Below are 26,060 nucleotides of genomic sequence, written 5' to 3'. Positions count from 1 at the left end.
ATAACTGCGGTCGCACTCGGTACGAGACTCCGAGAAAGATGCGCTACTACTTGTAACTACGGCTACGGAGGGACCACCGTGACGAACCACCGTTCGTCGAAATCCGGTCCCTCCCGAGCTGAATCCGAACCAGAACTGTCGCGCCCAAGACAGGAATTCGGAATGCACGGGTACGGCGGCGTCGAAACGTCCGGGTCACACTCTGAATAGCGTCCGACGGGATGCTTGCCACTAGCCCCACACCAGTGACCCGTACCATTTGCGGTTTGCGAGATATTATTCTGTGAATCACTCGAGACCTTCCTGAATCGTGGTCGTGGGCTCGCATCCGAGGAGTTCGCTAATATGATAAATGTAAGATTGACTCCATTTAGCATCGCCGCTGTGGCACTCAGTGTATTCGAGTTCGAGTTTGAGCGTAAGTCGGTCTGTATCTCCCGGACCAATGTTCAAATCTCGATGCTGTCGGTGTTCCCGACATTCATAACTCGCCGTCCGTAGCGTCCGCTTCCAGCAGGGTCCTGTTGGCCTGCACCACTTTTTGATGTAGGTTAAGCCCCGTGTCTGGTCGCCGTCGCCGTAGACGACTGGTGGTTCGCCGTTCAGACATCGCGAGACGAAGCTCGAGATGGCCATGTTCGGCCGCATTCGCGAGACATACACCGTCAAGTACCGAAGCGAGGTGGTCGGTAGGCCGTATACCTTCTAGTAGACCCAGACGTACTGCTCCTGTGCCAATTTCAACGCGCCGTAGAGACTCACCGGAGTTGTCGGATGGTCCTCTTCGTAGGGCAGGTACTCGGGTTTGCTGTACACCGACGAAGGACTCCCAACCACCCGGACGGCCTCTGAATTGTTGGCCGCCTCCAGCACGTTGACCGTTTCGTGCCCTTGATGTCGTTGACGTTCTGGGGTGCTCGACGCTGGTTGGGACGCCGGCCTTCGCCAACTGAGGGAAGACAACCTCCGCGTCTTCGACGGATTTCCGCACGGCCGCCTCGTCGCAGATGTCTACTTGGGCCAGTTCGTAGTTCCCGTGGGTCTCCCCGGCTACCCTCCGGATCTTCTTGCCATTGTGCTCCTTAATGATAAGGTTGTAGTACGGTTCGAAGTTGTCGAGTGCGATTACGCGGTGGCCGTCGCGGGCGACCTGTCGGCGAGATGACTACCGATGAACTCTGTGCTGCCAGTGACGAGCAGATTCTTCACCATCCCATTACGACCCCTCGTCTGCGGACACTCTGGTCGCGTTGCCTTCTGGGTTTCGCCCCGGAGCAGGCTTTCGGCCTTCTAACGGTCCTTGGGATACCTCCTGTCGACGCATCAGACGTCCATCCAGATGACGTTGAGGGTGCGACCGTTCCGCGCCAGGAAGGCAATGGCCTGGCTGATTTCGTACTCTCCACGGTTGGAGGTCCGGAGGATGTGACAGGCATGGAAGATGGCGGGGGAATGTATAGAAGCCGGTCATTACGAGGGTGCCAGTCAGGTCGTCTGCCTTTTCAATCTTGTCGGTTGTCTCGCCGTAGTCTTTGGTGTCACAGACCCCGTAGCGGCCCGCCTCGTCCTATGGGACCGAATCGGTGGGATGTCAGCGTCGCCCTGCTCTTCCTGCTGGCGTTTCACCACGTCACCGAGACTCACGTCGAAGATTCTGTCCTCCCGCATCTACATGAAGACTTTCTCGTTGTAATCCTTAACTGAATAGGTCGTGCACCAATTCTTGCTTTCGCACTGGTACGGGTCGGTGATTGGGATGGGGTCGAATTCGTTGTTATAAGGGTAGTTGGATGTTCTACTTGCATTAGTCCATTACCACGAACTCGTTGGCGTCGTGTACAGATAACTCCTCGAAACAGCGTGTAGGGATTGACTTCCCGACAATCTCGATTATCCCCTTCGGTCTCTCTTCGGTCAATAGCCGCAGTCGAATTCCCCCGTTATTAAGATATTTCACTCTATGAGAACACCTAAATAGCAACTATAATTGTAATAAATTCATTATAACCTTATAATTAATGGCGTCTCTGCTACGCGGATTCAGTGACGTTTATCCAGAAGTGTAACTTCCTATACGCTGTACGTGGCTCTGACGGTTCCTCGTTCCGGAAGAGAAGGTACTGCACCCGAAGGTTATCACCGACCATCGTAGGTTTAATAGCATGTGTTCGTGTCCACGACTCGTTGTGGTTTAGGAGGACATGAAATTGGTACAACTCCGTCTCTTCGTGCACGTTCAGCGAATTCTCCGTCACTTCACCACGTTGAATTCTGACGACAACCGTGTATGCAGTCCGCTCGTGTTCGTAATTGGTGATTCCGACAACCAGTTTGGTGGTTTCTCCCTGAACGAGTGTTGTCGGATAGTTCTCGGCTTGGAGTTCCCCGGCTGAATCTTCGTTCAACAGGTAGAATTCTGTGAACGTTTCGTCTTGCTTCGGGACTGCCACCGCGTAGGTGAGACTACTAACTGCAACGAGTAAAGCGAGAGCCAGTGTAACGTTTATGACTTTCTCGGTCCGATTACCGGGGTCCCAGAAGTAGACCTGGATCGAACGCCGCCACTGCGCGAACGGTACACGGAAGCACTCGTTGGATGGTACGTTCCGACGCCGGACGGCTGCGAGTACGGTCATTACCCCGGTGTAGACCCCGACCGCCAACACGACCGTCTCGACCCTGAATCCGCCTCTCGCTTGGTCAAGTACCAACCCAGTCATGGGGACGATAACGACGCTAAGCCAAACGGAGAAGATGAGGCGTTCGAACTCGTCTATTCTGTCGCTCCCGGGAAGTGATTCCACGACGATGCCGACTTCGATGTTCGGTTCTCCTTTTTCGGGGAAGAGGGCGGAGATTGTGGCGTATCCTGGCAGAAAGAGGACGAGCGGGAGACCGAATAGGAGTCCGAGTGGAGACTTTCGGAGGACTGGAATGAGAAGCGACAGAGATGCTACGCCGACGACTCCCAATACGATAGCAAGGTCGGTGGGAAATCGACGGACGGCAAGAAGGATCCTCGAACGTAGGAGCTTGGTGTTCACTATTACCTATTAACAGTCTAGCATTACATAACGATAGGCCAATTGTCTGGTGGTTGCAGACGATTGGAATAATAAAACTGTATTTCGAAGAGATTCCTGAGGGCGTGTCTCGAAGCTTTTATAGAAACTCAGGTGGCAGAATTTCCAATATCCGTTTTCCGATGACGTAGATGGACCCTAGGACCCCAAGGATGACGAACCATTTTAGTCTCCTGCGCCACCACGGCGCGACGTTAAAGGGCGACGTGAGTTCGACGAGGAGTAATAGACTGATGAACGAAGTGATAAAAAAAAGTTCGAGCGAGAGCAACCGCAAAAGTGAAAGGCTGACGACTATGACGAGCATCGCAACGATCTGGCCGTAAACAAACTGCTGGCTCCGTGGAAGCCTCATCGTTTCCTTTTCTACCTGCTTACAGGAGAAGATATCGGTGATTCCGGGACTCCTCAATACACGACGAACGCCCCGGTAATACTAAGAAAGTCGGCGCCGTACGTATTCTGGCATCGGATGGGGAGACGGAAAACACTACCAGGAATACGTAGAGATGCTATTCGACGACTTTGACCTATCGATACTCGTTAAGGTCCTAGCCATCATAGGATTGCTATGCATCGCATCCGAGGGATATTTCCTCGCTACCGTGCAAGGGGCGACAGAATTCGAGACCTCGGTCTACACGGCGTATCCATTCGCCTTTTGGCTCTGCTTCGGACTACTCGTCACGGTGGCAGTGAGTATCTACGCGGTCTCTACAATGACCCATTCGGCGGGATGGAGGTGGGGACTCGTTTTCGCAATGAGCGCTTACGCCATTCTGTTTTCCCTACCGTTCTTTCGGGGTTACCGACTCTACGGTCGCGGAACTTCGGATATACTCGCTCACTTTGGAGATATCAAGGCCATTCTCCAGACGGGGTCAGTACCTGACACGCTGTGGTATCCTTTCGAACACGTACTGGTGGCTGAACTGGTCCAACTCGGACTTTCGATGCGAATCGCTGCTGTGTTCGTTGGATGGGTATTCACGGTACTGTACATCTGTTCGATCGGGATCGCCGCCCGGCGTTTCTTCGGTGATAGACGAGCGTTGACCGCCGGGCTCTGTGCGGGGACTCCGCTTCTGTTTGGAACATATCATATTTCTCTCAGTCCGTCAGTTCTGTCGTTCTTCTGGTTCCCAATGGTTGTGGTCGTGCTGGAATTGTACCGGCGCACGAAGTCTGGACGGTATCTGGCCGTATTGATTGTTTTTCTGGTTGCGACTGTCTTTTTCCACCCCGTGACCGCGTTGTTCCTCGTCATCCTTTTCGTCACATCATCGGTATTCGGTTTTCTCTTCGAGTGGTGGACCGCTCGCCCAGTCTCTAAAATTTCGCTCAATCTTGGAATTGTTGGACTCCTATCATTACTATCGTGGTACATGACATTTACTACGTTCGAGTGGGCCGTACGATCCGTCGCCTATGGCCTCTTAAAGGGACACGTTTCGCCTGGAGAGGCCGAATTTTCACAAGCCGTTGAGGCCTCATTAACAGTGCCCCAACTCGTGATTCGATTCGTCCAAATTTACGGAGCCGTATTCGTCTATCTCTCTATTGGAGGAGCGTTCGCACTCTACCTAATTTACCGGGTTGTGACCGCTAAGCAGTCATACCTATATACATATCTCTCCTTGCAATTCTTCGTGGGTTTCGGCCTCGCTGGTGTATTCCTGAACGTTTATCTCATTGCGTTCTCCCCAATACGGGTCTCACGATACATGATAGTTCTCGCAGTCGTTCTCGTCGCATTACTCCTTTACCGTTGCACCGACACGAACGCGCAACTCGTTCCGGCTATCGTATCCATCATCATTATAGCTACTCTCCTCGGTGCTGGGACAGTCTACGGGCCGAACAAGCATCTCACTCATAAGGAGTACCAAGGGGCCGAATTCGTGTTGCGTCACCACAATGAGACAGTCCCAATTCGTTCGTTCTCCATCTCGTATAAGATGGAGGAATTCGTCTTCGGAACGGACCACCCCAATGCAAATCGAAAATCGTTCAGCGTTAAGGACAAACGGTACAGTCTTCCCCGCCATCTTGGATACGGTAGGAAACCCAATGAGTCCACAGCGCGTTCACTTGGTCCCGGATATCTTGTGACCAAACAGTTTGACCGCAAGTTCCATAAAGCAAAATACTTTACGGAGCGACAGCAAAGAGCATTCTTCCATCATAACAAAACTCACATTCGGCGTCTCTCGACTGAGCCGACAGTTATGAAAATATACGAAAATGGTGGTTTCGAAGCTTGGTACGTGACTAATAAGACCAAATCATGATTGGAGACGGCTTGCTGAATTGGAAACGAGGCGTTAATTCCATATTTGAGCCTCACCGCAGTACAATCAGACAGATGGTCTGGCAGGTCGGCGAACAAATCCACCGAACCGAGTGGATTCAACGTCTTCTGTGTCAAGACCATAACCGACCGCAGTTTGAACAGCATAGATCGAAATACTTCGAGTCCCGGTTCAAGCGCACACTGGGCCCCATCTTCCCCACGCCGTCTCCTGTCGTTGAAAATCCGGTACTGACTGCTGATGCGGTCACTGACTATGGCCGGGTAGACTCAGTGGCCGATCCGTTTCTGCTCGTCACAGACGATAGATGGCACATGTTCTTTGAGGTTCATAATCACGAAGCTGTTCCTTCCGCAGTCATCGGTCACGCGCTGAGTCACGACGCTGGGGTTACGTGGTCCTACAACGGGGTAGTCTTGAAGACTGACGACCATCTTTCGTTTCCATTTGTGTTTCGTCATGATAACTGGTACTATATGCTTCCGGACGCTTGGTCGAAAAGCGAGGTTCCCGCTCCTATTTCTCTTTATCGTACGCGGAACCTTCCTGACGGGTGGAGCAAGTGTGCCACTTTGGTACGACCGACTACGCCGATTCACGACTGTATCGTCTTCCAATGGCGGGACAGGTGGTGGGCGCTTACCGGTAATGGTCAAGACCTCTATTGTTATCACTCCCCTAATTTGGTTACTAATAGTTGGGATCAGCACCCCGAGAACCCAGTCGCCAGCGGTCGGCCCGAAGCATCACGTCCCGCGGGCCGACCCCACATCCAGGATGATGGGATAGTTGTCTACCTTCAAGATTGTAACGGGAGATATGGCCGCAATGTCCGTGCGTATCGGATAAACACGCTGACTCGCCAGTCGTACCAAGATGTGGAACTGCAATATTCTCCTGTTCTTGAGGCAGACCCCTGTCCAGTCGGCTGGAATTCAGGGAAGATGCACCACATTGATACCTGGCCGCTTGAAGACGGCTGGCGGTGTGTAGTTGATGGAAACGTCGGGTTCGGTCGTTCTGTCGTCGGAGATAACCACTGGAGTATTGGGATTTACGATCAGCGCGTACCTACATCTCCGAATTCATATGATCCCTCATTAATCACAGAGAGGCACGATATCTGAGTTGAAATTGACTAACTGTTCCCGGAGCTTCCGAAGGAAATCTAGGTTGTCCAGATTGTGACCACGGGAGAGACGAATATCCGAATAAATTGGAAGTGTACGTCTGAAGTCCTTCACTGCAAAACCGAGTGCGCTACAGTAATCGGTTGCACAAGCCCGTACGGTAGCTGAGAACCTATTATGTTCGAAGAACGTCTTTTGAATCATCTCCGACGTTGCGCCGAACTGATGGGTTCCTGTCGCTACGACGAGATGCATGAAGTCGAACATGGGCACACCTCGAACTGAAAACAGCTCCCAATCTATTACACCGTTAATATCGTCCGTGTCGGAGATGAGGATGTTCGACGGAACGAAGTCGCCGTGACATGGGGCTAAAAAGAGTAGGTGGGAATTGATGAAGGTCTCGGTTCGATCCGTCTCAGGGGGAACGCCCAACTCGTTGAGCCGTTCCCGTTTTACTTCTGCCTCATATACCCAGTATGGTTGAGTCCCGAGAAGAAAATCTATAAGCCAATTGACTGCTTTGCGGAGGAAGCCGACTGCTTCAGAGACGTTCTTTCTGACGATTCCCTTTGCTACTGTCCCGGAGACAAATTCCTTGAAGATGACTGGAACACCGTCGATAGTTTTTAGCGCCAGTGGTTTCTCGATACTCGTTTCGAGTGGTCCGCTCCCCTCCACTATATTGTTGACGGTCTGTAACGTCTCGTACTGGGTTTCGATGGCCGACGTACTCCATCGCGGAACGCGGCAGACAACCATTGGTTCGCCATCGCAATAGATCCGAATTGTTAGATACCTATATGTACCGCTACCGCTGTATACGGAGTACGAAACCTTGTCTCGGTCGATTGAGTGATTTTCGGCGATGTACTCGACGATACTCCCAATCATGTTCTCTTTTTCGCTCTCAGGAACAACGCCGGGGTGATCAGTTCAGACAGTCTGTCCGACATCGCTAGATCCACAATGTTCTCGATAATACTTGTCGGGAGTGAATTCCATCGATTGCGCAGCACTAACGTCAGCTGCTCTCGGAGATGGGCAGTAAGGGTGTCGATTCCGGAAAAGATTGAAACAGGGCTGCGGTGGTCAGGGACACCGAACGCAACTTCGACTTCGCAAAATCCCGCCCGGTGTAACAACCGTTCGTAACCGCGCTTCGTGTATCGACGAGTTCTAAGCCTTTTTCCGCTTGTCAGTCTCCGAAGAATCGTTCGCGCTATCTCCAACGCTCTTTCACTGAGATTCGATGTGTTATCGAGGAGAGTATACGGGCTGAACCAGTTTCTTGCTCGGATGTAGAGCTCCCCATGTGTCCTGAGGAGACTGTTAATTCGTTTGAGGTACGCCCGTTGGCTATGTCCTGGTACTTCTTGGGTCCGGTCGCTAATACAATGAAGGAATCCGTTATCGATTATGCGGTCAAAACTCCTGTTCTTGAACGGCGGCCAAAGTGGCGTAGCTGCTACCGACGTGAGTGAGTCTAACTCCAACGTATTAGCCGCAATAGCGGCTGCCTTAAGTCGCCCGAATGACGAATCAACGAGATAAAACTTGGCTGCTTTGGAGAGCGAGTGTTGTGATATTCCACCGTATCCTCTACCGATTTCGAGTACAGTCGCTTCGTCGAATTCCCCGAGGAGAGTCCAATCCGCTTGAACGGGGTCGAGCCATTCGTATTTTGCCTCGTCGTTTTCCTCGCAGAGTCGAGCGAATTGATCGAAAAACTGATCTTGGGAAAGTTGACGGAGTTCAGGCATTACCGCGTTTATATTGCCCGTCTCAACAGCGGAATATCGGACGACTCCATCATGGTCGATAGGAACCGTGTCGGCACAGGTCTTACAAACCCATTCTGCGTCTGTATGAGTCAAAGCCGTCGAACACGACTGACAGAGCAATGGACCTACTTTTTCTTCACTCATCTTCTGTAATTCACGGGCATTGTTGGGATTCCTTCTCGTACACCGAGTCGCCGTCGGAGTACCAACTTCCGGCTAACATATCCGAAAGACTTCACAGTCACACTTATAGTTACTCTATATTTACACTTTACCGGGGATAATTTCAATATTATAAAATATATGAAATAACGGGTGTATGATTCCTCCATGACCAGTCTTCGTTGCCTTCTACAAGCCATCTTAGCCCAAATATTGATGCAAAAGTAGATAGATGTGGTAGGTATGGATATCCGTGTGCGAAATGTACTGATATATGTGGCTGATGCAGTGCGATACGACGCTGTGAGTGAGGAACTCGCTACGCTCGGCCCAACGTACAAAACTATTTCAGCTTCGACGCACACACCGACATCGTTTGGAAGTCTCCTTACAGGATTGTATCCGCCGTCGAACGGCATTATCAGTTTCAATCACTCTTCACCTCATGGGATAGAGTCAATATTCGACGCCCGAAACTTCCATGTCTCTCTCGCAGCTGTTGGTGGCATGAACGACACTATTGGATCCATTTTTGGAGGCGTTCCACGTTCGACCATCAACGAGGTAGAACCTCCCTTTATTCACGTTGTTCGAAGACCGGGTGGTCACGCCCCCTACGATGGGTTCGATATGAACGTATACGAGTACAAGACCGAAACTGCTCAGGAGTACCTCTATAACATTACAGACGATCCTAAAAAGGGACGCGAGGATTATCAGAACGCCGTCCAGCAGTCACTTGCTGAATTCCAACGGAACATCGACATCCTTGAAGAACGAAACCTGCTGGACGACACGTTGATAATATTCACAAGCGACCACGGAGAGTTACTCGGAGAATACGGATACTTCGGACATACACATCTGGCCACCCCTGAAGTAGTATACGTTCCGACGACGTTCATACATCCCGACCTTCCCGTTTCGCGGGGAACTGAACTTCTCCACCACGTAGACGTTCTTCCAAGCATTCAGACTGTAACTGACGACGAGTTCGATATCGGCCGAACTCACGGCACTCCGTTTGGCAAAGGACGGACAATGGGGTTTAATTATTTTGAACACGTTACGTACCGCTATCTCCCTGATGTAGTCAAACGGGCCGCCGGATTCTTCACAGGCCGTAAAAGTCTGAGTCTTTGGGATAAGGACGGCGGACATGTTTTCGTTGAAGGTTCACACCCTAGAGTAGGAGTCCTGTTTTTGGGACTGCTGTCAATGACACCCGAGGGGCGTCAAATACTCCGCCACGATGATAGGTTGGATTTACTCTCCCGATTTATGCCTGGACATCGAATCTACGACTCGCCGAACTTTTCTGCTGAAACAGCGCGCTCGAAAATCGATCGGATTCTCGCGGAGGACACCGATTTCGACACAAGGAAGTTGGATGAGGGAACAGTCTCTCGACTCCGTGACATGGGCTATATGTAAATTGCCACCGTGGTCAAGGTGTAGAAATATATGAAATCGGCTCACCAGGAGATTCTGTAATTTTTGAGGAGATTCTGAACGATGACTCGATGGTTTCGACCGAACAAGACTAATACAACAGTGTAAGTAATTACCCCGATCGCGACGAGTCCTCCCACTACTTCCCATGACTCCGGCTTAAGAACCCACTTCAGGACAGAAATCATGATGTACATCAGCACTGCGGCAACCGTCTGTTCAGCAAACGGTCTTGAGACGATCCGGAACTGACTTACTTTTTGCTGCAGAAACCGGACCGACCATGCGTACCGGACGAGTTCGGCCACAATCGTGGACAGAACGGCTCCAATGGCTCCAAGCCACGAAATGAGCCAAATCCCGGTAATAGTGTTCACGATGAGAACGGCAACTATTATTTTCATCGTTTGGTCTGGACGGTCCAGTCCTTGTATGATTTGAATCAGCGGACTGGTCAAGGACCGTAGGACGCGATGGGCGGCGAGGCCGACGAGGAGTGGTGTCGCTCCGATATACTCTGGACCGAAAACCGTAATTACGAGTTCGGTATCCAGCGCCAGCACGCCGAACAGAATCGGAATTGATAGGATGCCAACGTACGATACCGAATTCGTGATATCCTCCGAGATGTTCAGGCCTTTGGCCGAGCGCGCAGAAATCTTGGTCATAAGTCCTTCGCCGATGGTCCGAGCAAGGTACATTCCGGGAAGGGTAATCTTCCAAGCCACCTCGTAGTACCCAACCACAGTTGGCGTCAATAGAACTCCGAGGAGGAAGATGTCGGTTCGCCCCGCCAGCGAGCCAATCCACCGCTGGGGGATGCTGTAACGAGCGTACTTCCAATACCGCTTAATAAGGTCGGTGGTCGGCGCTTTCGGTAACCTGTAGAGAATGTACAGGCCGATAGGAATCATCAAGGCGGACGCGATAACAATACCGTACACTATTCCCGCTACCCCAAACCCCATCACGATTAAACCAATCTGGATGGGCAGACGGATGTACGACCGCAGGGTTTCGAGCCAGTGAGACACATTTATTCCCCCTCGTGCTTGAATCAGAGGGAGTAGCGTCTCAAAGTTCGCCTCCGTTATCAACAAGAGCAGGATGAACGCGACGGTGTGTTGGAGACCGGTGTATTGTTTGATTACGTCCTCAAAGGCGAAAAGAACGACACTAAGACCGAGAATCCAAATCAGGTTGAAAAGGAGTTGTATCGCTATCAATTCGCCAGTTCGTTCTGTTTCCTCGGAGAGGCGCTTCTTCCCAGCCACTGCACCACCTTTCATCGGCTGATTCGCAAACTGAAGGAGAACGAACAGCAGTGCCATACCGCCGAAGGTTTTCGCTCCGAGGATACGTGCGAAAATGATACTCCCGATGAGGCTTCCGATATGGAGTGTCGCCTTCGCTATCGTAGCGCCGAAGGCCTGCCGACCGATAGAGAGGGAGTCTACGTCAGCCATCGTTTTGAGTAGTGACCAAGTTTTGTGCAGGATATGAATTAGCGATTAGGGATGTTGAAGCCATCGCTACTGAACATTGGCTGAGAGCTACTGGTGCCGGCTTTCGGGTGATGTGGGAAACGAATCCGCGACCATCTAATATCCGTGCGCCCGTCACTCATACTCTACGCCTCACAATAATACTCCCGCTTTAATCACGGTTAAATATCCATAAAAAGAAACGAGTATTTCGTTTCGTCTATTACCCGTAAATCACAAATAAGCTTATGTGTAGATCTCACCTTGGTCGTCTATGACTAATCCACTTTCGATGTCGGCAACGCCTTCAGACGCCGACCACGACGAAGTCTGCGCTTTGTTCTCGAAGACTCTGCCACCGTTAACCTTGTACTTGTGACCTCTTAAATCACCAGTGTTACCACCACGGACATAAAGGCTGGTGTGGCCTTGCTTCAGACGGACTCCGTTCGCCACGTTACCAGAGCCGAAGTCACAATCTACAAGTTCCATCTGTGCGGACTTGTAGAGAAGTATCGCCTGATAGAGGTCTGAGAAGGCAGTGAAGTCAATCTCGCTCATGTACACAACACCGCTCGTGGAGTGGACTTGTACTGCGGCAGTGTTAGTCGGGTCGACGACGCCGGTCGTGCTCGTCGGTCGGAGGTTCGACAATGCGACTGCAGAACCGACAATATTCGTGACGAAGATACTGTTAACCTCTGGCTTGCCATTAATCCCGTTAATCATCAATCCAGCCTGCAGTCCTCGGTCTCCGACGTGGTCAATGGAGAATACGGACGGAACCTGTATGTTCTCATCGTACGGCCCCTTGTTGGCGTTGATATTGATATTGTATTTATGCCGTAGAAATAGCGGGACACTGTTGAGTGCTCCTTGAATCGTTTCGTAGTCGTCGGGGACATTGATACTCTTCGGACCGTTGGTGATGAAGGGTCGGCTCTCCCAGCCAGTCTCTCCAGCGGCCGAACCGATTTCAGCGTTTGCCGCGCTCACGCTCTGAAACGTTGGATTCTGCCCGGACGAACCCAGTTGATACCACGAGGTTCCGTCGCCGATGAACTCGTTCTCTGTGTCGGTGGCCAGAAACTTGGCGCCCTGTTTGGGTTTGTAGCTATCGAGGTTTGACTCCGCATCCCGAATTTCGATGTCGGTGTCGATACGCTCGAAGTTCTCGTTCAGTGGGGTGTGCCAGTTGGTAGTCCCCTTGGAGGGGGTGTTGTAGTTGTGGTTATTCGTCATTGTTCTTACTCCGTATCTATTATTGGGTCATAGGGATGGATTTTGATCTCCATATATTCTACAGCCAATCCAGGATTCTCCATCACTCCACTTCAATGTTTCTAACCTTTCTTATAAGGATATCTAATCCGCTAAGTATCTTTCCGCATCGGTCACCCGCTTTACGATAAGCACGCACGTTTGAACAGCCGGAGGTACTTCCCTTGTCAATAGTTTCAAACTCAAAAGACTACATTGGGGAAAGTGGATAACGGGCGCTTATTGACCGAGTAAGCTGAAGTACGACTACCAACGTGATCGATCACGCGAAACTTCACATTTCCTTCTCCACTATTAATTTATTATAGAAAAATTATTATATTTACACTTGGAGAGAAATCGCCCTCTTCCGACATTGGATTTCGACTCAGGAAATCCCACGTTTCCTGAGGATAAGTACCGTTTGTGGGGCTAAACAAACGTACGGATATATATTTTGTATTGTTGAGAAAGCCATAGCAATATGGAGGTGGGGATGAAATGACCACTACTGAGAACAGTAAATGGGAATCTCAAGCGAAATATCGGCGACGACTGGCTATCGGTATCCCAATTACGAAAAACGTGGACGCATTGGCCCGGGTCGTACTCCGAGCATATGACCGTGGAGTTAAAGTGTTCATTTGGACCGGCCAGAAGGATACTCTATCTTTAGAAGGTTTCCGCTCACTAGGAAATGTTGAACTTGTGTCACCATCCACTCATGATGCTACTGACCATAGTACGCGGGAAATCCTTGCGAAGGTCGCTCGCGAACAGGGCCATCCGGGTATTATATTCCATAAATGTATAACTGAATATATAGATTACGAACAGACCGAGGAGAATTTTAAACTGAATGAAAGATACGGATCAGAATCAATTTCGCTGCCTACGGCAATACAGCCATACTCGTGTCACTGTCTTGTGGCTATTCCTGCATACAATGAAGAGGAGTCCATCCGAGAGGTGGTACATCAGGCTAACCAATACACGGACAACGTCATCGTGATTGACGATGGAAGCGACGACAATACCGTACAAATGGCCGAAAAGGCAGGCGCCAATACAATTTCGCATGACGAGAACCGAGGTTATGGTGCGGCGATTCAGACGGCTTTCCGCGTCGCCCGCCGGTTTGACCCGAAGGTGCTCATTACCCTTGATGGGGACGGGCAACACGACGCTAAAGATATTTCAAAAATGCTTGAAGTAATTGAGAACGACAAGGCCGATATCGTTATCGGAAGTCGGTATCAGACCGGAAATGCGAGGGGTATTCCTCGCTATCGGATATTCGGACTATGGATTGTGAATTTTCTCACGAACCTCAGTCTCGGATTCAATCAAAAGGCTTGGATTCGAGACACCCAAAGTGGATTCCGCGCTTACAACTCTTCAGTTCTCCAAACACTGGCAGAATCCACCGACATCGGGGACGGTATGAACGCAAGTACAGACATCCTTTACCACGCCAACAATTTAGGGTACGACATCCAAGAAATCGGGACAACGATACGATACAGTGTCGATAATACAAGTAGTCAGAATCCGGTTTCTCACGGATTAATCCTCGTGAGCAACATCCTCCGGACCGTAGAACAGGAACACCCAATCCTACTTTTCGGAGTGCCGGGCCTAATACTGACGTTGTTCGGTCTCGGATTTGGCTATCTGACGGTCATCAACTTTATCAAATCCGGGAGATTTCCGCTAGGAGTCTCGATTATTTCGACGCTGTGCCTCCTTTTGGGCATCCTCAGCTCCATCACTAGCATCATACTCCATGCCATTCACACGCAGTCATGAATCGAAATACTCTCCGAATCCTCCGCGTCGCAGGTGACGTGTACCCTGAACGTGTGGGCGGTGGAGCCATCCACGTCCACCTTCTTTCGAAGCGACAGGCAGAGATGGGCCACGACGTAACCCTGTTCACATCCGACTACGGTGACGACGACGCACCACGCCATGACCACCGCGACGGATACGACCTTCGTCGCTTCAAGGAGGTTTGTCGCCCATTCGGAAATACGATAACGCCGGGCCTCTTCAAGTCGCTCCGCCGGGTTGCAGACGACTACGACATTATTCACGCTCATTCGCATCTCTACTTCAGCACAAACCTCACTGCAGCACTGACACGTGAAATAGACACACCGCTGATGGTGACGAACCACGGACTCTACTCCCAGTCGGCACCCCACTGGATTCAGGAGTTGTTCCTGTCGACCGTTGCCCGGTTTACGTTCAACTCCGCGGAGCGCGTCCTTTGCTACAGCGAAACCGACCGCGACCGACTAAATGGGCGGGGCATCAGCAGTTCAATTAGCGTCATTCCGAATGGCGTGGACTGCTCACACTTCCAGCCGGACTCCAACGTCGAGGAACGACCGCAAGTTCTGTACGTGGGCCGCTTGAACCGGACCAAAGGTGTGGATAAATTAGTAGATGCGTTCGCCCGAGTACACCGAGAGTATCCCGAGGCTCGTCTCAAAATCGTCGGAGATGGTCCGTTCGCACCCGAATTAAAAGAACAAATAGTGGACCTCGGAATCTCGGAGACAGTCAAGTTCGCCGGGCGTGTGAAGAATCGGCAACTCCCCGAGATGTACGACGAGAGCGCTGTTTTCGTACTTCCGAGCGAGACCGAAGGATTCCCTAGGACCGTGCTGGAGGCGATGGCGTGTGAGACGCCGCCGATTACTTCTGACCTGCCGCAACTCAAAGCGGCACTCGACGGTGTCGGCAGGACAGTATCCCCGGACAATATTGAGACACTCGCTAATGAGATAGTTCGGCTGTTGGCCGACGACAAAACGCGGCGTTCGATGGCTACCCGCGGCCGTGAACTCGTTCGGGCCAAATACTCGTGGGAGCAGACCGTTGCGAGGACAACTGAAGAGTACTATAATGTGCTGGAGGAGGTTCATGAGTAAGCCGAGACACACGCTCTGGTACCTCATCACCGCACTCTCGGTTGGGGGTGCCGAGAAGACGCTTGTTCGTCTCGCAAACGACCTTGACCACGAGACATTCGACGTTACTATCTGGACGATTTTCGACCAGAACCCCCTAGCGGCCAACCTTGTCGACGAAGTGACCCTGCGAACGCTCGGCGTCGAAGGCATCACACCCGACGAGGGAAACCACTACGTTACCGGGGCCTCAAACTCGCTCGACTACGTCCGTGCGCCGGTCCGATTTTTTCGAGCGGTCCGGCGAGAGGAGCCAGATCTCGTACAGTCTTTTCTCTTCTACGACAACGTAATGGCCAGATTCGCCGGACTGGTCTCACCGGAAACCGTCGTAATTACCGGAGTTCGGTCAGTCCCGAACGAAACTCGATGGTCTGTCGAGACTGTCGAGCGGACGACTATTCGTCTTTCTGATGCCATCATCTCGAACTCGGAGGCTGGGGCCCGCCTTGCCCGCGCTCGCGGTGCGAACCCGGGGGACGTGACGGTGATTCAGAACGGCCGCGAGATAGACGTGTTCCGCGAGGCCGACCAGGGCTTTTTCCGAGAGGAGTTCGGTATCGCCCCTGACGCCCCGGTATTCGGCACGGTCGGTCGGCTTATCGAACGGAAGGGCCATCACGACCTCGTAGCCGCTATGCCCACGATACTCGACCGCTATCCCGCGGCGGCACTGGTCCTAGTCGGTGAGGGCCCAGAGCGTGAGGCGCTCCGTCACCGAGCGAGCGAACTGAATTGCGAAGACTCGGTTCACTTTGCGGGTGTTCGTGACGACATCCCTAGAATACTATCAACGTTCGACGTATTCGTTTTCCCGTCGTACTTCGAAGGTCTTCCCGGTGCACTTATAGAAGCGATGGCAAGCGGACTCCCCATCGTCACGACTCCGGTTGATGGAAACCGGGAACTCGTAGAGAACTACCGTCACGGCGTGTACGTCTCGCCGGGGGAACCATCAGAAATCGCTTGGGCCGGAATTCGACTGCTAGATAACCCAGAACTGGCCTCGTCGCTCGGAACGGCCGCACAACGGCGCGCTCAGAATAAGTACACCACCGACCGAATGGTCCAGTCCATCTCGAATCTGTACCGATGTCTCACCGAGAACGAGGTGGAGAGCTAGAATCTACGCGTCGAGGGTCTCGATGAGGTTTGCGTACTCGTCTACGGCCGCCTCCACAGAGAAGTCACTGGCCCGATCGCGAAGAACGTCGTCATATTGCGGCCGTTCGAGGACGGAGCACAGTGCTTCTGCCAGCGCAACGTCGTCACCGACTGGGACTAACGGCCCGTACTCGCCACCGCGAAGTATCTCCCGCGGTCCATGGGGGCAGTCGGTCGAGACGACCGGACAACCGCAGGCCATTGCCTCGACGAGTACGGTCGGAAGCCCCTCGAACCGGGATGAGAGGGCGAAGGCGTCAGCGTTCCGCATCCACGAATAGGGATTCGAGACGTATCCCGGGAAGGCTACGCGGTCATTCACTCCGAGCTCGCGCGTCAGGGATTCGAGTTGTCGCTTCTCGCTTCCATTGCCGAGAACGACGAGTCGAGCGTTGTCGTGTTCGTCGCTGATTCGTTCGAATGCGCGGATGAGGGTTTCGTAGTCTTTCTCGGGTTCCAGGCGACCAGCAGAGAGGACGACGGTCTTTTCGTCGGCGCTCAACCACCGATTGTCGAGATCTTCGAACGACCGTCTGATTAACTTCTCGCTCACAATGGGGTTGGGAATGCACTTGATGGCTTCGCGTTTGACCGGACTACTGTCTGCGAGATCCCGAGCGACACCTTCGGAAACTGCGACCACGGCGTCCGCGAGAGGGTATAATCGCGTGGCGACCCGGTTGACGATCCGGTCCTTTCTCCCCGTCTGCATCCCTGCCGTCGTGTGTTCCGTCACGACGACCCGGTTCGGCATACGGGTGAGAGCAGACGCTATGAGTGCGGAGACGTTGGCGTAAGCCATGGCCGAAATCAATGCCGTCGGGCGATTGGACGAGAGATATCTCTGTATCCTTGGCATTGCTGCACCCGACCCCACAATTGGTATACGGGGCGTGTTGAGGTCAATTCGGGCTACGTTCTCGTCCACCGCTGACCATAGCTCACCCTCGTTGTAAGCGACGAGGAGGTCAACTTGATAGCCTCGCTTGGCGAGTTCGTTTGCCAGCGTGACCGTGACCTGTTGGGCACCTCCGCCGTACAGATTCGGGAGGAAGAAGGCGAGTCGTTTTCGACCCGGCTCGGATTCTCGTCGGGTCGTGGATTTGAGTTGTCTCATCGTCGCAACTCACCTGCTGGCGGATCAATAAACTCCTCGAACCACGTTTCAAGCGTTACGAGATCCCAAATTCGATAGCCAGCATCGGTCCTATATTTCTGGTGGTCGCAGAACGTCGATTGGAGACCCCCTCGGTCGAAGGCCGGGCGGTCGCCCAACCGCTGGAGCCTCTCGGCGGCCCAATCACGGAGTTCGCCTCTGAACCACTCGTTGACCGGAATCCCGAACCCCTGCTTCGACCGGTTATAAATCTCATCGGGGAGCAGGTCTTCGAACGCCCGCTTCAACAGCCACTTCTTCTCGCCCCATCGCCACTTGAGATGGGCGGGGATTCGGGCTACGAATTCGATAAATCGGTGGTCAAGGAAGGGCGAGCGGACTTCCATCGAGTGGGCCATGCTGGCACGGTCTACTTTCACTAACAGGTCGTCCGGTAGGTAGGTCGTGATGTCCACGTGCATCAGTTGGTCGAGTCGAGTCGCCCCGTCGGATGCCTCAAACGCAGTTCGGAGTTCGGCGAGTTCGGCCTTCTCTGCGGGACCGTTCCAGATAGCGTCGAGTTCGTCGTTGAGTGCATGGCAGACGAATGTCGCGTACTGGCCGATTCGGTCTCGCTCCGTAGCATCGAGAAACCGACGCGCGTCACGAACCGCTCGCCCGTACTCGCTCGACTTTTCGAATCCGTTCACCTTTGGAGCCAGTTCGAGGGCGCGGTCAGTCGCGGTCCGGACAACCGCTGGAGTTCGCTTGGTTGCTGTGGCGAGGCGGTCCCACGTGTATCGGTCGTAGCCCGCGAAATTCTCGTCCCCGCCGTCACCCGTGAGGGCGACAGTGGTGTAGTCCGAAGCGATTTGGGAGACATAGTATGTCGGAAGCATTGACGGGTCGCCGAACGGAACCTCGTAGTGCCGGACAAGTTTGGGTAATATGTCGATGAACCCTGACGTGACCGTCAGCTCATGGTGGTCCGTGCCGTATCGCTGTGAGACCGTTCTGGCGAATTCTTGTTCGTTATACGCGTCTTCTTCGAAGCCGATTGAATAGGTCGAGACCGCTTCGTCGGATACCTCAGACGCAACTGCGGTTACCACTGACGAGTCTATACCGCCGGACAGGAAGACGCCAAGTGGCACATCGCTTCTAAGCCGAAGCCGCGTCGCTTCGCGGAGTTGCTCCCGAAGTAGATCTGCGATACGACGAGGTTTCGGATGGAATTGGTCGGCAAATGAGAGTTGCCAGTAGGTTTGCTTCGAGAGGCCGTTTTTTCCGACAATTGCGTACTCGCCAGGCCGAAGTTGTCGAATCCCCTTAAATCCCGTCGCCGGATTCGGGACGTACTGGTAGGTTAGATACGACCGAATTGCTGAGTAGTCGGGGTCGGCCTTGACCGCTTCATCCTGTAGAATCGCCATCACTGTCGAACCGAACACGAACGTATCGGTTTTGGGGTCTCGGTGGTAAAATAGCGGTTTTTGCCCGACTGGGTCGCGGGCCAAGAACAGTCGTTCGCGCCTCTCATCCCAGATTGCGAACGCGAACATTCCCCGGAGCAGCGACAAACAATCTGGGCCGTACTTCTCGTAGAGATATAACAGCACCTCTGTGTCGGTTTCCGACCGAAAGGTCCGGTCGGAGACGCGCTCTCGTAACTCCCGGTAGTTATAAATCTCTCCGTTGAAGACGATATGGAGCGTCCCGTCAGCGTTCGACATTGGTTGTCGGCCCGCCGAACTCAGGTCTAGGATACTGAGTCGGCGGTGGGCTAACATCGCGGAGTCGGAAACGTAGATACCTTCAGCGTCTGGCCCGCGATGGGTCAGACAGTCGGCCATTCGTTCCCCTAACTCCCCGCTCGGTTGCTCCGAGTAAGACACCTTCCCGGCGATACCACACATAGTCTTACACCACAACCTGAACTCTTATTATTATTGACCCTCTTAACGGCGGTGTTCAGGAATTTACAGACGAACGGCTGCCAAAGTCGCTTTGAACGTCGCCAGAAATGCCAAAGCAAACGGGGAGTTGTTCCTCTTAGATATTTACAACTATAATTATATAATTTTAATACATAAATATGTATAAAGTAAAATTCAATAATATTATTGTTATATTATATGTATGGGGATAGAAAGTGGTCTGAAGGCTGTCCGACGTCTTTCTTCCGAGGTCGTGAGTAAGTACGGAGAGGTCGCGATTGACGCTGCAGTACGCCGAAACGATTTCCTTCATGTGAAGAGGCATGCACTGCGCGTGGAAGAGTCGCGCTAGACAAGGGTTGGATTTCAACCTGTACTCGCACACCGACGGTTCCAATTCGCCAACGAGTTCAAACCGCTTGCGTTCCGGTTCCATTTCTGCTCAGATGATGTCTCGAATTAACAGCTCTGTCACTAACAAGTCGGACGTGGGCTTGCCATCGCCCTGCCACCAATAGATGGCGTCCTCTTTGAGTACGGTGTTACCGCCGTCGAACTCGCCATCGACGTTGCAGGCGTATCTATGGAAAGTCCTCGCGGAGTACGTTTCCGAGCGTCTCAACGAGTTCCATCTGGACGCCGTCGGTCGTACCCTGCGCTTTGACCCATCGTCGAACCATTTCTTATATTGGTCGAAGCCAGTCGGTCTTAACGATCCGTATCGGTCCTCCGGCGTTTTGCGGATGTTTCCCCGGTCGTCTCGATTGAATTGCTCCATCTCCCCGACTTACGCTCCCACGTCCTAATATCGGTTAGCACACCCTACGGACACGTTACCTAGTCGAATTTCCGTTTCGAAGTAGGGGTGTAACCCCCAATGAAGCGTAGATGATTCGCTCGGCCTTTCGTTGCTTTCATTTTTCGGGGTTCACAAGGGCCGGACCGAGAGTTGGCAGATCGATACTCTACGCCGAGGAGTGGCAAGTCGGAACGGCCACTTTGTGAGGTCGAAACAGAAAAGAATCTGACGAATTCTCCGTCTTTAAGACCCATTAGCGGATAAACCACAGAATTGGTCTCATCGGCAATTGTGATCTATACTTCGAAGGGGCAGAAGGGGTCGTCTGCTCGGCCCCATCTGGGCGTCCCAACACTCCTTGTCTTCGCCAGTTGTGCGAACGATGTCTAGACCTGTTTTAGTCTCATAACATCCTAACGCCACTTAGACTTTCATCTAATTCGCAAACTATTGCGTATCTTCTGTTGGATGCGAGATCTCGTTTTAATTATTGAGCATACCGATACAACTTCACTCGTGTATGTCTATAATATTTGATAATGCTAATTTGTGGGCGTGCTGTCTGTATTCTAGATGAAATTCCTTCAAGGACGCTCACTTCCTGGGGAACTCCCGTCCACCCTGTACGAATGTATTTCCGGCGGTATCCGGCGAGCAGTCGCACCGGCCTACTTCCGTTATCAATCAAAGCGTGCCGACTGGAAACATGACCCACCACGGGTTCGTAAGCCTCGACGGCGAGATGCGCCGAAACACGTCCTCGTCATAGTGATTGATGCACTCCGCCCAGATTCCGCCCCGAATCTTCCCCTCGAATTCACGACGTGTATTACTCCCGGAACTTGGACGTTTCCCTCAGTGACGAGCATTCACTCGGGGTTGTACCCCCACGAACACGAGGCGATAGCCCACACCTATCCCGACGATGAGAGCTACGCGATTCCGGCCCAACCTACCGATATACGGACGCTCCCTGCTGAGTTTGAAGTTGTGGGCTACGACACCTACGCCGGGTGCGCGTTCATGGTTCCGTTTCTTGCACTTCGCGGGTGGTATCAGACTCATCGGGTATACCGTAATGCCCGGAGCGAAGTCGTGCTGGAGGGATACCGGAACTGGCGCCGGAACCAGACCCGATCATTTGCGTATCTCCACCTTTCCGACCTCCATACGCCGATTTCGCCCCCAAAACGCTATCGAGGAGGCCTCCCAGGCGAGGAGTACGTGCTAACCGACGACGGTACACACGAACTACGACACTCTAATCGTTGTGAAGTGTACGATGGTTGTCCCGACTGCCGAGAATTCCGGAAACGCCGGCTTGAACTGTACAAGTGCGCCCTCAAATACGTCGAAGACCAATTGCGGCCGCTCATCGAAGAAGTCCGCGACGATACACTCATCGTAGTCACCGGTGACCACGGCGAGGCCGTGGGCGAACACTACGAACTCGACTACCAGTTCACAGACTCCAGGCCTAACGCAGGTGTTGGTCACGGCGGAACCCCGTTCGACTCCGTAGCTCGTGTTCCTCTTGGAATATTGACTCCAGACGAACCGGCGTTCCTACCTGTCGGCGGGTGGGCGAACCTTATTGACCTTCCGGGGACTGTACTGGCGTCGGTCACCGATGAGGAACAGAACCCTTTTCCGGGTATGCGGTGGCAGGAGCCCATACCGGAGGACAGAACGGTCTTTTGTGAAGCGTCGCGGTTCGGAACAGAACGCAAGGCTGCGTACTGCGGACCTAGAAAACTCATCCGGTCGGAGACCGACGACGTGACGCTCACCGCTCAGGTAGTTCAAGACGGCGAGCAGTTCAGGCAGATTCCTGAAGACATCGAGTCCGAATTACTCGATGCGCTTCCGCCGTCCTGGGATTCAATTAAGCCCACCCCACAAGTTTCGAAGACGGTCAGGGACCGACTCGAAGAACTGGGATACACTTAGGCCACCACCTACCTTTACGTATTTGGCAGGTGAATGAGTGAATAACGACATTGAATTCGATACATGGGGGGACTTACTGCTCGCGTTTACGATAGCATTTCAGAGGTGGATCGAAATCAGTGGAACAATCTAATCACCCAGTCGGGCACTGGATCGGTGTTTCATAGCTATGAGTGGTTGTCCGCCGTAGAATGTGGTATCGGCGATGACCCGCGTCACGCGGTCGTTAGCAAAGACGGTAACCCCCTAGCTGTCTGCCCGAACTTTGTTACGGAAATCGACGTTCCGGATGCACTTAATCGCTTGCCAATTGACCCCGTTTTTCGGGTTTTGAGTTCGATCGAACCCGGATTCGGAGGTATTGTATTCTCCTCAAAGAAGGAGATGGCTCTGCAAAAAACCCTATCAGAACTTAAATGTGAAACCAACGACGAGGTGGTTGCTCACAGGGTCATCGTCGCGGATTTGGAGTATGTCCAATACTCATATTTGCTCTCAAAAATGGGTTATCGACCATCGCTGAACAGTTGCCGTTTCGTGCTTGACCTCACTACTGATTGGGATTCCCTCCTCGGCGGATTCTCCACTTCCCGGAGGAAAGATATCCAGAAGGCATTTCAGGGGGGAATCAAGGTCTCTATCGCAGAACTCGACGACCGAACGCTTGACCGATTCTACGACACGTATCAGGAGACACTCGCTCGACTCGGCGGTGTTCCATACTCGAAACAGTTCTTCGCAAGGATATTCGAAGATCTCGAAAGTTCTATACAGGTGTTCTCAATGGAACGGGACGGCGAAATCGTTGGCGAACACCTGTACGTCCTCGATGAAGGGCGGTCAACCATGCATCACCTCTTTACCGCTATCTGTGATGAACACCTCCAGTACTCGCCATCGGCCGTTCTCCATGGGCACGCGATACAATGGGGAATCGATAGCGAATTTGAGGAGTACGACTTCGGTTCGACCAGTGGTGACTTTCGGGATGGTATCTTTTCGTTTAAGAAGCAGTTCGGCGGTGACCCGATTCCAATTCTTCAATGGGAGCGCGGTTATGACCCTGTCCGTTGGAACGCCTACCGTATCGGGCGGTCGGCGTTTCGTCGGTACGGCGATACGGTTTCCAATTACCTCTCGGAATTCGGTGAATAGTCGGGACGACTGTCGCTGTCGCTCAATTCTCCATTTAGAGTGTTGTCTTCCACGCTGACGAGAGACGACAACCACATCCCTCCGTGAAAATCCGCATCGTAGTAAAAATTGGCCAGTGTGTCCGTCCTGAAGATGGCTATCCTAGTTCGACCTACTCATCGCCTCGTCTTTCCGATTTCGGAATTCTGCTTCGAAGGGGGTAAACGGTGGTAGGCCTGTCAGACGACACCGTTTCTCGGGTTGTCGTAAGCGTCTTGGCAATAGCCGTAGTGATAGCATTCGTCTCGGCGACGAGCAATTCGGCTGCGGCGTTCAGTCTTTATAACCCTGATCGGGAGGAAACTAGCGAATTCCCTGAACAGGATGGCACGAGTATAATCGAGATACAGGTCTCTCGAAACTCGCCGACCTACCGTTCGATACCTACCAACGGTGGTTTCACCGTCGTTCTCTCCACCCATCCCATCGTATCACCGCCCGAAGACGCCGACGTGCGGAAGTTCGTCCGCGACGGCGCCACTCTCCTTGTCACGACGGACGCTGGCTGTCACATCAACAATCTGTTCTAATGCGTCGACGCAGATGGACGGCCGATCGCTTCGAGACCATTAGTCGAACTTTCGGATGCCGTCGAGGCCGACGCAACTCGAACGAGCGACCACCCTTTCGTTTTTGACTCCGAACGGGTGATGCTGAATTACGCCACCATGATTCGGCCTAACGGCACGACGCCCTTCGCCATTACGTTTCAGTACGCCCCCATCGACTCGAACACCAACCGCAGGCTTGACCCTGACGAGACGCTTGCATCCTAACCCGTTGTGACCGTGGAATAGCGCGACGAGGGGTCTCATTGTCGTAGTGAGCGATTCGAGCGTCTCGATCAACGGGGTGCTCGATTTGGCCCGGCAACCGGTCGTTCGCCTGCCCGCTCTTGTCGGGTCAGAACGGTCTCCTGTTCGACGCCTCGTACAGAGAATCAATTCCGTCGCTCCCGCTCTCTATCATCCATGTTCGAGAATCTCTTCTCCTTCGGGTCGTAATTGTCCTGTCAACGTTCACCGTAGTCGCAGTCTGGGCCAACTACTCTCGTCGTTTCGTTCCACCCCTCGTACAGTGGACCTGAGAAGATTCACCGACTAACCGACGCCAAATAGGCTGTCCGATACTCGCAAAGTAGTCACAACCGTTCTATCCGGACTGGGTTACTGACCGAATTGAGCGCGTAGCGTCCGCACTGGACCGCCGTCTATAGAGAGGTGTACGTCTCAATTCCATCAGAAAGTCGGCGGTCATGGCAGTTTAAAACTTGCGGTAAAGAGGCGTCTCAGTCGTCGATACCGAGACGCAACGCTCAGTTTCGGTGCTATCTACGACGAAAAGCGAACCCAACTGCTTGGAGTCCAGCACCGAGTAATCGGTGTGCTTGGGGATGAACATCCGAATACCGACGAAAGACTCGTCATGTGTCTGTGCTGGCACGTACATCCGCTCGGCGGTCTGTGCAGCGACGAACCCATCAGATGGGAGATAGTATGCCAGTATTCCACCAAAGAGACCAATCCCCAGGGAGCGAACAAAATCGTCCGGGACGTCGGAAAGACAAACATTCCGAAGACGGTTACTGCTCCGACGGCGACAAACTCGAAATCCATCTCCAGTTTCTGTTAGTAACGGCGCGTCGCTTCCATGTTATCCTCCACGCTACTGAGACTGTTCAAGCTACTGGTCCTTCACATGACCATATAGGGCTAACCGTTCCGTTTTATGAAGTAACGTCCATAAAAATACAATTGACGCGGTAGATTCACTGTTGTGGTAGTTCGGAATGAGGGTTGAAGGGGAGTCCTTGACGTCCTACTCCTTTTATTGGTAGTAGCAAAACCCTTTATTCGGGGTTCGATGCTTTGATTCTCATTCAGTACTACATATGGAAGTCCTAAGTGTGGGCCAAGTCAGTAGCTCCTCGTGGGATAATAACACTACTGTTTATTATGAAAGGACGGTCACCATAATGCCGACCACCGCTAGTAACTGTTCGGGTGTGGTTGTGGCGCAACTGACTGGCCGCGACCGAGACCGGGACTCGGGGTGTGGTCACCGAATCACTTTTGTCAGGTCATCGGTCCAGTTCTCCATCGCCGCCAAGTATGGCGGGTCCAGAATCCTGATGAGCGCTGAGACACGGGTCTGTAGACCATCAGTAATAGGTGGAAAGTAGCGATGGGAACCGGCGCGATAGCACGGAGTGGTGGCTCTGTCGGTCGCCGAGTCCGGCTCACTCCAGTAGATTGGCGACCTGCTCACAACACTC

General features: G+C 52.7%; 19 protein-coding genes and 1 pseudogene. 10 read left to right on the top strand and 10 right to left on the bottom strand.

Annotated features, from left to right (window positions below; translation table 11 throughout):
- Window positions 1-288 precede the first annotated feature (288 nt).
- Window positions 289-963, bottom strand: a pseudogene (locus tag M0R89_RS19130) (NAD-dependent epimerase/dehydratase family protein).
- Here M0R89_RS19130 and M0R89_RS23570 point away from each other — a divergent pair.
- A complete protein-coding gene (locus M0R89_RS23570) occupies window positions 914-1,165 on the top strand; it encodes a hypothetical protein (RefSeq protein WP_438267694.1) in 252 nt (83 codons plus the stop codon). The pseudogene M0R89_RS19130 and the gene M0R89_RS23570 sit on opposite strands and share 50 nt — an antisense overlap.
- Window positions 1,166-2,030: 865 nt before the next feature.
- Here the strand turns inward: M0R89_RS23570 and M0R89_RS19125 are convergent.
- Both M0R89_RS19125 and M0R89_RS23650 read right to left on the bottom strand, forming a co-directional pair.
- Window positions 2,031-3,044, bottom strand: coding sequence for a DUF1616 domain-containing protein (locus M0R89_RS19125; protein ID WP_248652679.1), 1,014 nt, complete (start codon window positions 3,042-3,044; stop codon window positions 2,031-2,033).
- 118 nt (window positions 3,045-3,162) lie between these two features.
- The gene (locus M0R89_RS23650; protein ID WP_248652678.1) at window positions 3,163-3,438 is read right to left on the bottom strand and encodes a DUF8044 family membrane protein; all 276 of its coding nucleotides are present in this window, start codon (window positions 3,436-3,438) and stop codon (window positions 3,163-3,165) included.
- Window positions 3,439-3,592: 154 nt separating this feature from the next.
- Here M0R89_RS23650 and M0R89_RS19115 point away from each other — a divergent pair, with 154 nt between their 5' ends.
- Window positions 3,593-5,374, top strand: coding sequence for a putative glycosyltransferase family protein (locus tag M0R89_RS19115; RefSeq protein WP_248652677.1), 1,782 nt, complete (start codon window positions 3,593-3,595; stop codon window positions 5,372-5,374).
- Window positions 5,371-6,522 (top strand): glucosamine inositolphosphorylceramide transferase family protein, encoded by a 1,152-nt coding sequence (locus M0R89_RS23565; protein WP_438267693.1) that lies wholly within the window; start codon window positions 5,371-5,373, stop codon window positions 6,520-6,522. Before M0R89_RS19115 ends, M0R89_RS23565 begins: the two co-directional genes overlap by 4 nt.
- On the opposite strand, the gene M0R89_RS19110 is transcribed toward M0R89_RS23565, so the two are convergent.
- Together M0R89_RS19110 and M0R89_RS23480 are read right to left on the bottom strand one after the other, a co-directional pair.
- The gene (locus M0R89_RS19110) at window positions 6,496-7,419 is read right to left on the bottom strand and encodes an aminoglycoside phosphotransferase family protein (RefSeq protein WP_248652676.1); all 924 of its coding nucleotides are present in this window, start codon (window positions 7,417-7,419) and stop codon (window positions 6,496-6,498) included. The two genes, M0R89_RS23565 and M0R89_RS19110, sit on opposite strands and share 27 nt — an antisense overlap.
- The gene (locus tag M0R89_RS23480; protein WP_368408903.1) at window positions 7,416-8,288 is read right to left on the bottom strand and encodes a class I SAM-dependent methyltransferase; all 873 of its coding nucleotides are present in this window, start codon (window positions 8,286-8,288) and stop codon (window positions 7,416-7,418) included. Before M0R89_RS23480 ends, M0R89_RS19110 begins: the two co-directional genes overlap by 4 nt.
- Window positions 8,289-8,714: 426 nt before the next feature.
- Here M0R89_RS23480 and M0R89_RS19105 point away from each other — a divergent pair, with 426 nt between their 5' ends.
- Window positions 8,715-9,905 carry a sulfatase-like hydrolase/transferase gene (locus M0R89_RS19105; RefSeq protein ID WP_248652675.1) on the top strand — a complete coding sequence of 397 codons (1,191 nt, stop codon included), beginning with the start codon at window positions 8,715-8,717 and terminating at the stop codon, window positions 9,903-9,905.
- A 41-nt stretch (window positions 9,906-9,946) separates the two neighbouring features.
- On the opposite strand, the gene M0R89_RS19100 is transcribed toward M0R89_RS19105, so the two are convergent.
- Together M0R89_RS19100 and M0R89_RS19095 are read right to left on the bottom strand one after the other, a co-directional pair.
- Entirely contained in the window at window positions 9,947-11,389 is a 1,443-nt protein-coding gene (locus M0R89_RS19100; protein WP_248652674.1) for a lipopolysaccharide biosynthesis protein, read from the bottom strand.
- Between the two features lie 264 nt (window positions 11,390-11,653).
- A complete protein-coding gene (locus M0R89_RS19095; RefSeq protein ID WP_248652673.1) occupies window positions 11,654-12,649 on the bottom strand; it encodes a hypothetical protein in 996 nt (331 codons plus the stop codon).
- Window positions 12,650-13,168: 519 nt separating this feature from the next.
- Here M0R89_RS19095 and M0R89_RS19090 point away from each other — a divergent pair.
- The 3 genes from M0R89_RS19090 to M0R89_RS19080 are packed head-to-tail and all read left to right on the top strand — an operon-like array spanning window position 13,169 to window position 16,768.
- Window positions 13,169-14,476 (top strand): glycosyltransferase family 2 protein, encoded by a 1,308-nt coding sequence (locus M0R89_RS19090; RefSeq protein ID WP_248652672.1) that lies wholly within the window; start codon window positions 13,169-13,171, stop codon window positions 14,474-14,476.
- Window positions 14,473-15,606, top strand: a complete 1,134-nt coding sequence (locus M0R89_RS19085) for a glycosyltransferase family 4 protein (protein ID WP_248652671.1) — start codon at window positions 14,473-14,475, stop codon at window positions 15,604-15,606. The genes M0R89_RS19090 and M0R89_RS19085 overlap by 4 nt, the downstream gene beginning before the upstream one ends.
- Window positions 15,599-16,768 carry a glycosyltransferase gene (locus tag M0R89_RS19080; protein WP_248652670.1) on the top strand — a complete coding sequence of 390 codons (1,170 nt, stop codon included), beginning with the start codon at window positions 15,599-15,601 and terminating at the stop codon, window positions 16,766-16,768. Before M0R89_RS19085 ends, M0R89_RS19080 begins: the two co-directional genes overlap by 8 nt.
- Before the next feature lie 3 nt (window positions 16,769-16,771).
- On the opposite strand, the gene M0R89_RS19075 is transcribed toward M0R89_RS19080, so the two are convergent.
- Together M0R89_RS19075 and asnB are read right to left on the bottom strand one after the other, a co-directional pair.
- Window positions 16,772-17,926 carry a glycosyltransferase gene (locus tag M0R89_RS19075; protein ID WP_248652669.1) on the bottom strand — a complete coding sequence of 385 codons (1,155 nt, stop codon included), beginning with the start codon at window positions 17,924-17,926 and terminating at the stop codon, window positions 16,772-16,774.
- On the bottom strand, window positions 17,923-19,821 hold the full coding sequence (gene asnB / locus M0R89_RS19070; RefSeq protein WP_256478572.1) for an asparagine synthase (glutamine-hydrolyzing): 1,899 nt from the start codon (window positions 19,819-19,821) through the stop codon (window positions 17,923-17,925). Before asnB ends, M0R89_RS19075 begins: the two co-directional genes overlap by 4 nt.
- 1,393 nt (window positions 19,822-21,214) lie before the next feature.
- On the opposite strand from asnB, the gene M0R89_RS19065 reads away from it, so the two are divergent.
- The 3 genes from M0R89_RS19065 (at window position 21,215) to M0R89_RS19055 (ending at window position 24,315) form a co-directional block, all read left to right on the top strand.
- Entirely contained in the window at window positions 21,215-22,591 is a 1,377-nt protein-coding gene (locus M0R89_RS19065) for a sulfatase-like hydrolase/transferase (RefSeq protein ID WP_256478571.1), read from the top strand.
- A gap of 63 nt (window positions 22,592-22,654) precedes the next feature.
- Window positions 22,655-23,746 carry a lipid II:glycine glycyltransferase FemX gene (locus M0R89_RS19060; RefSeq protein ID WP_248652666.1) on the top strand — a complete coding sequence of 364 codons (1,092 nt, stop codon included), beginning with the start codon at window positions 22,655-22,657 and terminating at the stop codon, window positions 23,744-23,746.
- Window positions 23,747-23,952: 206 nt separating this feature from the next.
- A complete protein-coding gene (locus tag M0R89_RS19055) occupies window positions 23,953-24,315 on the top strand; it encodes a hypothetical protein (RefSeq protein ID WP_248652665.1) in 363 nt (120 codons plus the stop codon).
- Between the two features lie 733 nt (window positions 24,316-25,048).
- Here M0R89_RS19055 and M0R89_RS23645 read toward each other — a convergent pair.
- Window positions 25,049-25,309: a DUF7982 domain-containing protein gene (locus M0R89_RS23645; RefSeq protein ID WP_497007469.1), complete on the bottom strand. Its 261-nt coding sequence runs from the start codon at window positions 25,307-25,309 to the stop codon at window positions 25,049-25,051.
- Window positions 25,310-26,060 lie beyond the last annotated feature (751 nt).

Source organism: Halorussus limi (assembly GCF_023238205.1).
Lineage (GTDB): Archaea > Halobacteriota > Halobacteria > Halobacteriales > Haladaptataceae > Halorussus > Halorussus limi.
This window is presented reverse-complemented; position numbering and strand designations above follow the sequence as displayed.

Coding starts and splice junctions, on each gene's coding strand:
- M0R89_RS19115 (WP_248652677.1), top strand. CDS start 3,593: ATGCTATTCGACGACTTTGACCTATCGATACTCGTTAAGGTCCTAGCC.
- M0R89_RS23480 (WP_368408903.1), bottom strand. CDS start 8,288: ATGCCTGAACTCCGTCAACTTTCCCAAGATCAGTTTTTCGATCAATTC.
- M0R89_RS19065 (WP_256478571.1), top strand. CDS start 21,215: ATGAAATTCCTTCAAGGACGCTCACTTCCTGGGGAACTCCCGTCCACC.
- M0R89_RS23565 (WP_438267693.1), top strand. CDS start 5,371: ATGATTGGAGACGGCTTGCTGAATTGGAAACGAGGCGTTAATTCCATA.
- asnB (WP_256478572.1), bottom strand. CDS start 19,821: ATGTGTGGTATCGCCGGGAAGGTGTCTTACTCGGAGCAACCGAGCGGG.
- M0R89_RS19110 (WP_248652676.1), bottom strand. CDS start 7,419: ATGATTGGGAGTATCGTCGAGTACATCGCCGAAAATCACTCAATCGAC.
- M0R89_RS19080 (WP_248652670.1), top strand. CDS start 15,599: ATGAGTAAGCCGAGACACACGCTCTGGTACCTCATCACCGCACTCTCG.
- M0R89_RS19085 (WP_248652671.1), top strand. CDS start 14,473: ATGAATCGAAATACTCTCCGAATCCTCCGCGTCGCAGGTGACGTGTAC.
- M0R89_RS19060 (WP_248652666.1), top strand. CDS start 22,655: ATGGGGGGACTTACTGCTCGCGTTTACGATAGCATTTCAGAGGTGGAT.
- M0R89_RS23650 (WP_248652678.1), bottom strand. CDS start 3,438: ATGAGGCTTCCACGGAGCCAGCAGTTTGTTTACGGCCAGATCGTTGCG.
- M0R89_RS19090 (WP_248652672.1), top strand. CDS start 13,169: ATGACCACTACTGAGAACAGTAAATGGGAATCTCAAGCGAAATATCGG.
- M0R89_RS19075 (WP_248652669.1), bottom strand. CDS start 17,926: ATGAGACAACTCAAATCCACGACCCGACGAGAATCCGAGCCGGGTCGA.
- M0R89_RS19100 (WP_248652674.1), bottom strand. CDS start 11,389: ATGGCTGACGTAGACTCCCTCTCTATCGGTCGGCAGGCCTTCGGCGCT.
- M0R89_RS19095 (WP_248652673.1), bottom strand. CDS start 12,649: ATGACGAATAACCACAACTACAACACCCCCTCCAAGGGGACTACCAAC.
- M0R89_RS19105 (WP_248652675.1), top strand. CDS start 8,715: ATGGATATCCGTGTGCGAAATGTACTGATATATGTGGCTGATGCAGTG.